The organism is Streptomyces sp. NC-S4 (genome assembly GCF_054353315.1).
Map to the genome: position 1 here is coordinate 5,612,992 of NZ_CM135937.1, position 12,475 is coordinate 5,625,466.

At 73.7% G+C, this 12,475-nt stretch carries 9 protein-coding genes; 6 read left to right on the forward strand and 3 right to left on the reverse strand.

Annotated features, from left to right (window positions below):
• Window positions 1–133: 133 nt before the first annotated feature.
• The 5 genes from pelF to moeZ all read left to right on the forward strand — a co-directional run bounded on the left by pelF (window position 134) and on the right by moeZ (window position 6,042).
• Window positions 134–1,753 carry a GT4 family glycosyltransferase PelF gene (pelF, locus tag ACXNSR_RS25450; protein WP_458643387.1) on the forward strand — a complete coding sequence of 540 codons (1,620 nt, stop codon included), beginning with the start codon at window positions 134–136 and terminating at the stop codon, window positions 1,751–1,753.
• A gap of 164 nt (window positions 1,754–1,917) precedes the next feature.
• A complete protein-coding gene (locus ACXNSR_RS25455; protein ID WP_458637767.1) occupies window positions 1,918–2,889 on the forward strand; it encodes a hypothetical protein in 972 nt (323 codons plus the stop codon).
• A gap of 135 nt (window positions 2,890–3,024) precedes the next feature.
• Complete coding sequence (locus ACXNSR_RS25460; RefSeq protein WP_458637768.1) at window positions 3,025–4,035, forward strand: NAD-dependent epimerase/dehydratase; 1,011 nt, start codon at window positions 3,025–3,027, stop codon at window positions 4,033–4,035.
• Complete coding sequence (locus ACXNSR_RS25465) at window positions 4,023–4,778, forward strand: spherulation-specific family 4 protein (RefSeq protein WP_458637769.1); 756 nt, start codon at window positions 4,023–4,025, stop codon at window positions 4,776–4,778. The genes ACXNSR_RS25460 and ACXNSR_RS25465 overlap by 13 nt, the downstream gene beginning before the upstream one ends.
• Window positions 4,779–4,863: 85 nt before the next feature.
• Window positions 4,864–6,042 carry an adenylyltransferase/sulfurtransferase MoeZ gene (moeZ, locus tag ACXNSR_RS25470; protein WP_458637770.1) on the forward strand — a complete coding sequence of 393 codons (1,179 nt, stop codon included), beginning with the start codon at window positions 4,864–4,866 and terminating at the stop codon, window positions 6,040–6,042.
• Between the two features lie 73 nt (window positions 6,043–6,115).
• Here the strand turns inward: moeZ and ACXNSR_RS25475 are convergent, their stop codons facing one another.
• From ACXNSR_RS25475 to ACXNSR_RS25485, 3 genes are all read right to left on the reverse strand, one after another.
• Window positions 6,116–7,708, reverse strand: a complete 1,593-nt coding sequence (locus ACXNSR_RS25475) for an alpha/beta hydrolase (protein ID WP_458637771.1) — start codon at window positions 7,706–7,708, stop codon at window positions 6,116–6,118.
• A gap of 85 nt (window positions 7,709–7,793) precedes the next feature.
• Entirely contained in the window at window positions 7,794–9,053 is a 1,260-nt protein-coding gene (locus ACXNSR_RS25480; RefSeq protein WP_458637772.1) for an SUKH-4 family immunity protein, read from the reverse strand.
• A 90-nt stretch (window positions 9,054–9,143) separates the two neighbouring features.
• Entirely contained in the window at window positions 9,144–11,942 is a 2,799-nt protein-coding gene (locus ACXNSR_RS25485; protein WP_458637773.1) for a lysylphosphatidylglycerol synthase transmembrane domain-containing protein, read from the reverse strand.
• Between the two features lie 167 nt (window positions 11,943–12,109).
• Here ACXNSR_RS25485 and ACXNSR_RS25490 point away from each other — a divergent pair, with 167 nt between their 5' ends.
• Complete coding sequence (locus tag ACXNSR_RS25490; RefSeq protein WP_458637774.1) at window positions 12,110–12,460, forward strand: MGMT family protein; 351 nt, start codon at window positions 12,110–12,112, stop codon at window positions 12,458–12,460.
• The last annotated feature ends 15 nt before the right edge of the window (window positions 12,461–12,475 follow it).

A 12,475-nucleotide genomic window follows, 5' to 3' on the forward strand; every position in this document is an offset into this window, starting at 1 on the left:
CGACTCTTCACCCCTTCCGGTGGCGCGACGGACAACCGTCCGTCGCGCCTTCGGCATATCCGCTTGAGTTCTCCCGCAGCGGGTCGCCCGACCGAACGGCGACCGCCTGGACGGGAGATCGGGGGTGCGACTCGTGCGGATCGGACTGCTCACCGAAGGTGGTTATCCGTATGCGACGGGAGAGGCGAGGCTGTGGTGCGACCGGCTCGTGCGCGGGCTCCCGCAGCACGAGTTCGAGATCTACGCACTGAGCCGCAGCGCCGAGCAGGAACGCGCCCGGGTGCCACTGCCCGAGCACGTCACCCGGGTCCGGACGGCCCCCCTGTGGGCCCCCGCCGACGACGGGCGGACCTACTCCCGGCGGGAGCGCCGGCGGTTCGTGGACTGCTTCGAGGAGCTGGTCCAGGGGATCTGCGCCGGTGAGGCGCAGGCTTTCGAGGCCGGGCTGTACGGGCTCGCCGGACTCGCCCGCGAACAGGGCGGGATGTACGCGGCCCTGCGCTCCGAGTCCGCGGTGCGCGCCCTGGAGGCCGCCTGCCGGGCGCCCGGCGCCGCCCGCACCGTACGGACCGCGCAGGTGGCCGACCTGCTGGAGTTCGTCGACGAACTGGAAGTCATGCTCCGGCCGTTGTCCCTCGACTGGTACGGGGAGAACGCCGAGGCCGGCGGCGGTCTCGGCGAGGCGGACATCTGCCACGCGGCCGCGGGCGGCGTGGCGGCACTCCCCGGACTCCTGGCCAAACGCTTCTTCGGGGTCCCCCTGCTGGTCACCGAGTACGGGGTCCAGCTCCGGGCCCACTACCTGGCCCGGCTCGACACCGGCGGCGCGCCGGAGACCCGCCCCGCCGTACGGGCCCTGCTCGCGGCCTTCCAGCTGCGGCTGGCCACCGAGATCTACGCCCGGGCCGACTTCCTGACCCCCGGGAACGCGCACGCCCGGCGCTGGCAGGAGCGGTGCGGGGCCACCCGGGAACGGCTGCGGACCGTCCATCCGGGCATGGAGGCGGACCGATTCGCCACCGTCGGCGAGGCAGCCGACCCCGGGGACCCCGACACCCTGGTGTGGGTCGGCCGGATCGAGCCCGCCAAGGACCTCGTCGCCCTGCTGCACGCCTTCGCCGAGGTCCGCCGGGCCGCGCCCGGCACCCGGCTGCGGATCTTCGGCACGGCCACCGTCCCCGGCTACCTCGCCGACTGCCGCGCCCTGGCAGCCCAGCTCTTCCCCGACGAGGCCGCCGACTCGGTCACGGTCGGGGAGAACCCGGTCACCTTCGAGGAGATCGGCGGGCCCGAAGTCCCCACCACGGCCGAGGCGTACGGCGCCGGGCGCGTCGTCGTCCTGTCCTCCGTGATCGAGGGCTTCCCGGTCACCCTCGCCGAGGCGATGTTCTGCGGGCGCGCCACCGTCTCCACCGACGTGGGCGCCGTCATCGAGGTCATCGGGGGCACCGGGCTCGTCGTCCCTCCGCGCAATCCCCGGGCGCTCGCCGAGGCCTGCCTCTCCCTGCTGCGGGACCCCGAGCGGGCGCAGCGGCTCGGCGCCGCCGCCCGGGCCCGGGCCCTGGAGCTCTTCACCGTCGAGCAGAACGTGGCCGCCTTCCAGGAGATCTACCTGCGCCTGCTGGCCAAGGGCTCCGTGCGGCCGGACGGCGGGATCCCCTTCGCCCGGCCCCCGGAGGCCCGGGTGCCCGGCCACTGGACCAGCCCGACATGGGCTCCCGCCTCGGAGCCGTCCCCGGAGGCCGCCGTATGACTCCCGTCGACCCCCGAGCCACGGCCCTACCGACCCCTTCAGGCCCGCCGGAGCCGTTTTCGGCGACCCCGCCCTATTCAGGTTCGGCGGCGGCACTCTCAGCCTCGCCGGCGTTCGAGGCGCGGGGTCCGGGGCGGAGCCCCGGCAGCGGTGCCGCAGATGTGATGCCGGCGTCCCGTGTACGGTCCGGCGCGGCGCCGTTGTCAGGGGCGCTGCCCCCGGACCCGCGCGCCTCGAACGCCGACGAGGCTGGATTCGGCGGGGCCGGGACGGATGGGCGGCCGGTTCGGCGGCGGGCCGGCGGGGATCCCGTCAAGGCCCTGCTGCACCGGCACCGGGAGCTGTGCGAACGCGCCGTGGACCCGCTGGAGATCGCCGCCGGGCTGGAGGCCCACGGCATCACCGACCGCACCGCCGCGCGGTTCCGGCACCGGGACGTCTTCTCGCTCGCCGAGGAGCTGTACGCCCGCAGCCCCCACGAGGAGGCCACCGCCGCCGCACCCGCGCCGGCTCCGGCCGGCCCCGCAGCCTTCCGCGCCTTCGGCTGCGCGCTGCTGCCCGCCGCCCTCGCCTGCGCCGCGGCCGCCGCGGGTCAGGCGTGGGCCGGGGCCGCCGCCGTGGTCGCCGTCGCTGCCGCCCTGGTGTGGCCCGGGCGGGCCGCCGGGGGCCGGTTCCCCTACGTGGCGCACGTGCTGGCCGCGGCCGTCGCCGGCTGGGCCGTGCACCGGCACGGCACCGCCCTCGCCGTCGGCCTCGCGCTCGCCGTCGTCCCCGGCCACCTGGCCTCCGTCGCCTTCGCCGCCGGGGCGCGGGCCCGGCTCGACGGGAGCCGCGCCCTGGAGGACTTCGCCGCCCGGGCGCGCCCGCTGCTGCTGGCGGCCCTCGCCCTGTTCACCGGGGCCGCCGCGGCGGCCGCCGTGCTCGCCGGAACGCCGCTCCCGGTGGCCGTGCCCCTCGCACTGCTGCTCTTCCTGACCCGGCTCCTGCTGCGGCACGGAGCCCACCGCGTGCCCGTCGGCGCGGCCCTCGCCCTCGCCCTGGTCCCCGTACCCGCGGCGGCCCTCGCCGCCGTGGCCGGACTCCTCGTACACGCCGTGCTCGCCCTGGCCCGCGCCTCCGCCCATGCGCGGCCCTGACGTCCCCGGGACGTCCCCAGACCTTCGGAGCCGACGCCGAGCCGCTTTACCCGTACCCCGCCCCACCCATCCGTCCATCCGTCCGCAAGGAGACACAGACATGACCGGCCAGCCAACCGACCAGGGGGTCTCGCGATGAGGGTGCTGCTGATCGGAGCCAACGGATACCTCGGCCGCTACGTCGCCGACCGGCTGCTCGCCGACCCCGCCGTCCAGCTCACCGCGCTCGGCCGCGGCGACGACGCCGACGTCCGCTTCGACCTCGCCACCGGCAGCCCCGGAGCGCTCACCCGCTTCCTCGACGCCGTCCACCCGGGCGTCGTCATCAACTGCGCCGGAGCCACCCGGGGCGGGGCCCGCGAGCTCACCCGGCACAACACCGTGGCCGTCGCGACGATCTGCGAGTCGCTGCGCCGCAGCGGCTGCGGGGCCCGCCTGGTGCAGCTCGGCTGCGCCGCCGAGTACGGGCCCAGCCAGCCCGGATCGTCCACGGCCGAGGACGCCGTGCCGAGACCGGGTGGACCGTACGGGGTGAGCAAACTGGCCGCCACCGAGCTGGTCCTGGGCTCCGGACTCGACGCCGTCGTCCTGCGGATCTTCTCGCCCGTCGGCCCCGGCACCCCCGCCGGATCCCCGCTCGGCCGGCTCGCCGAGGCCATGCGCCGCGCGATGCAGGCGGGCGACGGCGAGCTGAAGCTCAGCGGGCTCGGCGTGCAGCGCGACTTCGTGGACGTACGCGACGTGGCCCGGGCCGTGCACGCCGCCTCGCTGTCCGCCGCCCAGGGCGTGGTCAACATCGGCACCGGCCGCGCGGTCCGGCTGCGCGACGCGGCCGCGGTCCTCGCCCGGGTCGCCGGGTACGGAGGCGCCCTGCACGAGCTGGACCTCCCGCACGGCGGGCCGCAGCAGGCGCACGGGCACCCCGGCCGCCCGGGCGGACTCGCCGCCATCGGCTCGCCCCGCTCCGAGGCCACCACCGAGCAGATGACCGCCGCGACCCCCCAGTCGTACCCGTACCCGGACGGCTGCGGAGCCTGGCAGCAGGCGGACGTCCGTACCGCCCGCGACCGGCTGGGCTGGCGGCCCCGGATCAACCTCGAGGAATCGCTCGCGGACATCTGGATGGAGGCGGCGTGCCGCATCTGACGACGCCGCCCGGGGCCCTGACCGCCGCCGCGACCGGGGCCGGCCGCCTCGGCCTCGGCATCCCCGGTTACGCGCACCCGCTGCTGGCCCCCGTCGAATGGGCCGAGCTGACCCGCCCCGGCACCCCGCTGCACTGGGCCGTGCTCAACGTGGCGGACGGCCCGGGCGGGCGGCCCGATCCGCACTGCACGGAAGCGGCCGCGAAGCTGCGCCGCACGGGCGGCATGATCCTCGGTCATCTCGCGATGCGAGACGGCTCGCGGTCCTTCGGGGAGCTGGTCTCCGACGCCCACCGCTTCCGCGACTGGTACGGGGTCGCCGGCTTCTACCTGGCCGGGACCCCGGCCGACAAGGCGGAACTGGCCTCGGTGACCCGGGTCGTGGACACCCTGCGGGGCCTCGGCGAGGACCTGTGGATCGTGCTCGGGCACGGCACGCACCCGTACGAGGGCTATGCGGAGGCCGCCGACCAGCTGGTCACCTTCTCCGGCGCCTGGTCCGACTACCGCTGGTCGCAGGTGGCCGAGTGGACCGCGGACCATCCGGCGGAGCGGTTCTGCCACCTCGTCCACGGGGTGCCGCGCGCGCATCTGGAGGAGGCGATGCGGATCGCCCGCTGGCAGGGAGCGGGCACGATCTGGTTCACCGACCGGCTCGGGACGCGCGGCAGCGACCCCTGGGCCTCAATGCCCGCGTACTGGGACGAAATCGTCTCAAGGGTCGGGACGGGTGTCTTGGAATGAAGACGGCCGTGGCAGTGTTACGGAGAGAACAACCATTCAGTTCGCTCCCTGCACCTGCGGGGATGCTCCCACCTCCGGAGTGCCCGTGTCGCTGCCACCGCTGGTCGAGCCAGCAGCTGAGCTCACCGTTGACGAGGTCCGCCGGTATTCGCGGCACCTGATCATCCCGGACGTCGGGATGGACGGTCAGAAGCGCCTGAAGAACGCCAAGGTGCTGGCCGTGGGTGCCGGCGGTCTCGGTTCGCCCGCCCTCATGTACCTGGCCGCGGCCGGTGTCGGCACGCTGGGCATCGTGGAGTTCGACGAGGTCGACGAGTCGAACCTGCAGCGCCAGATCATCCACAGCCAGGCGGACATCGGCCGTTCCAAGGCCGAGTCGGCGCGCGACAGCGTGCTGGGCATCAACCCGTACGTGAACGTGGTCCTTCACGAAGAGCGGCTCGAAGCCGAGAACGTGATGGAGATCTTCAGCCAGTACGACCTCATCGTCGACGGCACGGACAACTTCGCCACGCGCTACCTGGTGAACGACGCCTGCGTGCTGCTGAACAAGCCGTACGTGTGGGGCTCGATCTACCGCTTCGACGGCCAGGCCTCGGTCTTCTGGTCCGAGCACGGCCCCTGCTACCGCTGCCTCTACCCGGAGCCCCCGCCGCCGGGCATGGTCCCGAGCTGCGCCGAGGGCGGCGTGCTGGGCGTGCTCTGCGCGTCCATCGGGTCGATCCAGGTCACCGAGGCGATCAAGGTCCTCACGGGCGTCGGCGAGCCGCTCGTCGGCCGCCTGATGATCTACGACGCCCTGGAGATGCAGTACCGCCAGGTCAAGGTCCGCAAGGACCCCGACTGCGCGGTCTGCGGTCCGAACGCGACGGTCACCGAGCTCATCGACTACGAGGCCTTCTGCGGCGTCGTGTCGGAGGAGGCCCAGGAGGCGGCCGCCGGTTCGACGATCACTCCCAAGCAGCTCAAGGAGTGGATCGACACCGACGAGCCCATCGAGATCATCGACGTCCGCGAGGTCAACGAGTACGAGATCGTCTCGATCCCCGGCGCGAAGCTGATCCCCAAGGGCGAGTTCCTGATGGGCACCGCCCTCCAGGACCTGCCGCAGGACAGGCGCATCGTCCTGCACTGCAAGACGGGTGTCCGCAGTGCGGAAGTCCTCGCGGTCCTGAAGTCCGCGGGCTTCGCGGACGCGGTGCACGTCGGCGGCGGCGTGATCGGCTGGGTCCACCAGATCGAGCCCGAGAAGCCGGTCTACTAGGAGCCAGTGGCCCGGAGGGGCCGTATCCCGGTACCGGGATACGGCCCCTCCGGCGTTGGCCGCGCGGACCGGATCAGGCGGCCGACGACTCCGGGGCCTCGGGCGGCGGCGTCGGGTTCGGGACCGCGGTGCAGACGGTGCCCTCGGCCGGCGTCTTCCCGTCCAGCAGATAGCTGTCGACCGCCTTCTGCACGCACGGGTCGCCGCTGTTGTACGCGCCGTGCCCCTCGCCCTTGTACGTGAGCTCCACGCCCACGCCCGGACCGAGCCGCTCCACCATCTTGCGGGCGCCCTCGTAAGGAGTGGCCGGGTCACCGGTGTTGCCGATCACCAGGATCGGTTCGGATCCCGGTGCCGAGACGTCGGGCGTCTCCCACGTGCCGGGGACCGGCCAGCCGGTGCACGACATCATGCCCCAGCCGAGGAGATCCCCGAAGACGGGCGAGGCGGCGCGGAATTCCGCCAGCTTGGCCTTCGTCTGCTCCAGGGTGAAGCGCTCCTTGTCGTCCACGCAGTTGATGGCGGTGTTGGCCGCGCCGATGTTGCTGTAACGCCCTTGCTGATCACGGCCGTTGAGTGCGTCGGACAGGGCCATCAGCAGCTGCCCCTGACCGCCCTCGGCCTCGTCGAGGCCCTGTTCCAGCAGCGGCCACAGTTCCTTCGAGTACAGGGCCTGGGCGATGCCGTTGGTCGCCTGGGTCTCGGTGAGCATCCGGTCCCCGATGCCCGGGATGGGCTTGGCGGCCAGCGCCTTCTGCAGCTTGATGATGTCGGCCTCGATCTCCTTGGGCGTGCTGCCCCGGAGCCGGCACTCGTCGCCGCGGTCCACGCAGTCCTGGGCGAAGTTGCCGAGCGCGAGCTGGAAGCCCTTGGCCTGGCCCAGGGCGCTCTGCTCGGCGGTCTTGGTCGGGTCCACGACGGCGTCGAAGACGGCCCGGCCGACGTTCTTGGGGAAGAGGTGGGCGTAGACCCCGCCGAGCTCGGTGCCGTAGGAGATGCCGAAGTAGTTCAGCTTCTCGTCGCCGAGGGCCTGACGGATGCGGTCCAGGTCGCGGGCGGCGTTCTCGGTGCCGACGCGGGGGAGCAGCCCGGCGGAGTTCTTCTCGCAGGCCGCCTGGTACTTGCGGATGTTCTCGACGAAGGCCTTCTCCTCCTCCGGGGTCTCGGGGGAGGAGTCCTCGCTGAAGTACTGGTCCAGTTGCTTGTCGTTCTCGCACAGGACCGGATCGCTGCCGCCCACCCCGCGCGGGTCGAAGCTCACCAGGTCGTACCGGGCGCGCAGGGCCTCGTACTCCTTCGCGGCGCCCGGCAGCGTGCTGATGCCCGAGCCGCCGGGGCCGCCGAAGTTGAAGACCAGCGAGCCCAGTCGGTTCTTCTGGTCCCTGGCCTTGGCCCGGATCAGGGCGATCGGGATCGTCTCGCCCTCGGGCTTCGCGTAGTCGAGAGGGACGTCGAGGGTGGCGCACTGCCAGTCCTTCGGCGGGGCCTGACCACCGCCCTGGGCGGCGGTCGGGGCCTCGCAGTCGCCCCATTTCAGCGGTTTGACCTCCGGGGTGCCGTCGGCCGTCGTCTTCTTCCCGTCGCCGTCCGAGGAACAGGCGGCCGTGGCGAGGAGCCCGGCGGCGAGCGTGGCGGCGGCGGTGACCCGCCAGGCGTGAGTCGGCATGTCCCCATCCTGTGGGCCCCGCGGCGACCCCGCCCGTGCGCTGACCCGAACGGGGGGCGCGCCCGCCCGCCTGCCGGCCCGCCGCTCAGTAGCCGTCCACGCTCAGCTCCGTGATCGCGGCGAAGAGGTGCTCCCAGGTCTCGGCGGAGGGCGAGCCGTCGGCCAGCGCCCCGGGATCCAGGGCCTCCATCGCCCCGCGGAAGTCCCCGATGCCGTCCTCGGCCGGGTACGAGGACCAGCAGGCGCCCATGTACCGGCGCACGCCGTCGAGGAACCCGACGAAGGCCGCCACGTCCCGGGCCAGCGGGACGACGGACTCCTGGTACATGTGCACCGCTCCGGTGACGCGGTGGACGCCGACCAGGCCCGGGTCCGTGTACCCGAAGTCGAAGGTGCCGAGGTGCAGGAGGTCCTCGTCACCGGCCTCCGGGGCCCGGGCGGTCAGCGGCTCCAGCAGCTCCGGGGCGGCCTCGAACGAGCTGACGCCCGCGGCCCAGTGGCGCGGCAGCCCGACCCCGCTGAGGAACTCCCGGGTGGCCGGGTGCTCCAGTGCGTCCGGGAGTCCGTCGGCGGGGACGCGGGTGATCCACGCGTCGCCGAAGGTCCGGGCGAGGGCGGCCGCGGTGAGCGGACCGGAGCCGCGCGTACCGGGGCGGAACCACGGGGTGTCCTGGGCGGCCGCCCAGGAGGAGTCGTCGGCGGTGCCCCGGGGCCAGTCGGCGAGCGCCGCGGCGTTCTCCTCCACCACGAGGACCCCGCGTGCCTCCGCGTACAGGTACCGGCCGCCGCCGAGCGCGACCGGCTCCTCCCAGGTGCCGGGGCAGTTCAGCTGCGGGCCCTCCTCGTACGCGTCGAACAGCCAAGGGCCGTCCGGCTCCGCCGCGTCCCGTTCCACGGCCTCGCCGTCGGCCGGTGCGGGCAGCCGGCGTCCCGTTTCCAGGTCGAACCAGGCGTCCTCGCACCACAGGGCCCACACCTTCACGGCCGCTCCCCCGTCGAGGTCGTACACCTCGGCGGTGCGGTCCCCGCTGAGGTTCGGCTCCGCCGCGTAGACGCCGACGGGCCGCCACCAGGCCCACACCGTCCGCCAGGGCAGCCCCGGTTCGGCCTCGGCGACGCGGGCGGCGTAGTCGTGGTGCCCGAGCACGGTCGCGGCGAAGTGGAGCCAGGACGCGAACTCCGCCCGCCCCACGTCGGCCCGCCCGAAGACGGCCTCGGCCTGCGTGAACACCTCCCGCCCGATGCCCCCTTCATCGGTCGCCGCACCCCGCAGGGCCGCCCGCTCCGCGCGCAGCACCGCGGCCGGATCGTCGAACGGGCAACGGCTGTCCTGGTCTTCGCTCATGGACGCATGCTGCCACCCGCCTCGGACATCGCCCCGCCGGCCGGAGCCGAATCCGCCGACCGGGCCCGAATCCGCCGACCGGGCCGGAGGCTAGATGGCTTCCTTGCGGGTCAGGAAGTTGAACGAGATCCACCCCGGCAGCACCGGCAGCCAGAAGGTCATCAGACGGAACAGCAGCACCGCCGAGATCGCGACCTCCTTCTCCAGACCCGCCGCGATCAGCCCGAGGGTCAGCGTGGTCTCCACCGCGCCCATGCCGCCCGGCGTCGGCGCCGCCGACCCGAGCGCGTTGCCCGCCAGGAACACCACCGCGATGCTCGCGTAGCTGATGGCCTCGCCGCCTCCGAACGCACGGATCGACGCGTCCAGGCACATCACGAAGCAGCCCGTCAGCAGCAGCATCCCGCCGATGCCGGTCAGCAGCTTCTTCGGCCGCTGGAGCACGTCCAGCATGCGCGGCACCACACCCGCGAACAGCGCCCGTACCCGCGTGACCACGAACTTCCGCAGGAACGGGACCGCCGTCACCACCAGCACCAGCACGGCCACGGTCAGCAGGCCCGCGATGACCGCCCGGGACGGGGTCATCTCCGGGGTCTTCTCGGTCCCGGTCAGATAGCCGAACGACAGCAGCAGCAGGATGTGGCTGGCCAGTCCGAACAGCTGGGAGGCCCCCACGCTCGCGACCGCGAGCCCCGGCCGGACCCCCGCCCGCTGCAGGAACCGCGTGTTCAGCGCGACACCGCCGACGGCCGCCGGGGCCACCAGCTTCACGAACGACCCGGCCACCTGCGCGACCACGGTCCGCAGGAACGACACCCGCTCCGGTACGAAGCCCAGCAGGCTCATCGCCGCCGCGAAGTAGGTCAGCGCCGAGAAGGCGAGCGCCGCCCCGACCCAGCCCCACTGCGCCTGGCCGATGATGGTCGCGAAGTCCACGTGGGCGAGCTGCGTGAGCAGGAAGTACGCGCCGAACGCGCCCGCGATGAACGAGACCAGCGTGCGCGGCCGGATCCGCTCCAGCCGGGCCGGTTCCACCGGTGCCTGCGGCCGGATCAGCAGCACCTGGTGGCGGATCTGGGTCAGCAGATCCTCCTCGCGGGCCCCGTCCAGCGCATCTTCCAGGGCCTTTTTCTCGGCCTTGCGGTCGGCGGCGGCCGAGGCGGAGACCGGGGTCGCGGAGGCCGCGGACTCCGCCTCGCGCGCCGCCTTCGCCGCCCGCGAGGACTCCAGTACGGCCTCCCGCTGCCGCTCCGCCCGCTCCCGGGCCAGCTTGCGCAGCGTCGCCCGGGTGGAACGGCTCAGCGCGATCGGCTGGAGCAGCGGCAGACAGTCCGCGACCGCGTCCGGGCCGAGCACCGACACGGCCGAGGCCACCGCGCGCTCCGCGCCGACCCGCAGGCCGATCGTGGTCAGCAGCTGGGCGATGTCCATGCGCAGGACCAGGTCGCCGGCGGCGATCTCGCCGCCGCGCAGGTCGGTGAGGATGACATTGCCGGAACGATCCACCACGAGGGCGTCCCCGGTCAGCCGGCGGTGCGCGATCCGCCGCGACTGCAGGGCCCGTACCTGCTCCCACGTGTGGTGGATCAGCTCGTCGGTGATCTCCTCGTCGGCGAGCGCGTCGAGGGCCCGGACGTCCAGGTGCTCGTACACGAGCATCACCGCGTCCGGACCGAGCTCGGAGGTGGCGATCAGCTTCGGCGCGTTCGCCCCGGCCGCGATGGCCGCGTAGGCGAGGAGCGCCTCCTGCTCCAGCGCCTGGCGCAGAGACTGCAGGCTGCGCCCGGTGGTGATGCCGCGCAGGGTGAGCCGGCGCCAGACCCGGTAGAAGAAGCCGTGGGCCTGCTGCTCGCGGTCGACGATCGTGACGTCCAGCGGCGGCCCGTCCTCCAGGGTCACGTGGTAGCGGCGCCCCCGGTCGTTGGCCTCGGAGGGCTCGGGGCCCTCGGGCATCTCGGCGCGCATCGCGCTGACCGGCTGGAAGCCGACCCTGCGCAGTCCGGCGAGGAGGTGCTGCCCGGTGGGTCGGACGTTGGGCGAGCCGACGGCGTACAGGGTGCCGTAGGCGACGCTCCAGCCGATCAGCACCGTGAGGATGATCGAGAAGGGGGTGGTGTAGCCGTTGACCAGCATGGCGAAGGCGTTGAGCAGCAGGACCATCCACAGGGCGACGCGCCAGTGGGGTCTGCGGGTCATCCCGACCGCGGTCATGTACGCGATGACGGGCGCGAGGTAGCCGTGCACCGGGTCGGTGAGGGTGCCGCCGGCCGCGGGGCGGGTCAGGGCGTCCTGGATGGTCTCGGGGGCGGCCTGCGAGACCCACAGGTCGGTGGCGAGGGTGACGCCGTGCGCGAGGACGGCCGCGAGCACACCGTCGGCGATGCGCAGCCCGTCTCGTTTGATCAGCCGCTCGATGGCGAAGGCGACGGGCAGCAGCAGCACCGCGATGCTGGACACCAGCGCGGCGACCTTGATCAGCAGGTCGGGCGCCTGGCCGGTGCCCTTGCTGATGTCCTCCTCCAGACCCACGGTGGTGCCGTGGGCGAAGGCGGCGATGGCGAGGAGGACGGCGATCCCGAGGATGCCGACGAGCAGGCGTACGAGGTCGGACGGCCGGTGCACGCGGGCGGCGAGCAGCGGTTCGTCGACCTCGACGCGGTCGGCGTCCGTGGCGGCGTGACCGTGCGCGCCCTCGGCGGCCGCGGGCTCGCCGGCCTCGGCCCCGGCCTTGTCGGCCCCGGTCTCGTCGGCCCCGCCCGTGCGGTCGGTCCGGCCGTCGGGGCGCGGGGGCTCCGGACGCGGCTCCGGGACGGGTTCGGGGCGGGCGGCGCGGCCGTCGTCAGGGCGTGCGCCGTCGTCGGTCGCCGCGCCGTCCGGAGGGCTCACACCCTGCTCCTTCGTCGTCACATCCGTCTCTTCTTGATCACGTATCACCAGTCACCGCCCGGAAGATGGTGGCACGGACCGACGAGCCTGCGGGGCATCAGGGTGCGCGCCGGTGCGGAAGCGAGACTTCCGCCGGAGCGGGGCCGACGTACTGCACCATGTGCTGAATGAGTGAGGAGCTGCCCGCGTACGCGGAGCGCGTACTGGAGGTGGCCGAGCGTATTCCGCCCGGCCGGGTGATGACGTACGGGGACGTCGCCGAGTGGCTCGACGAGGGAGGACCGCGCCAGGTCGGGCGTGTCATGGCCCTGTACGGGGGAGCCGTGCCCTGGTGGCGCGTGGTGCGGGCGGACGGCCTGCCGCTGCCCGGCCACGAGGTGCGCGCCCTGGAGCACTACCGGACCGAGGCCACCCCGCTGCGCCTGACGGCGGGCGGCGAGCCGCGGCTGGACATGCGCCGGGCGCGCTGGGACGGATCCCCCGGACAGGACGGCACGCGCGACGAGTCTCACATCTGACAGCTTCCGCCATGC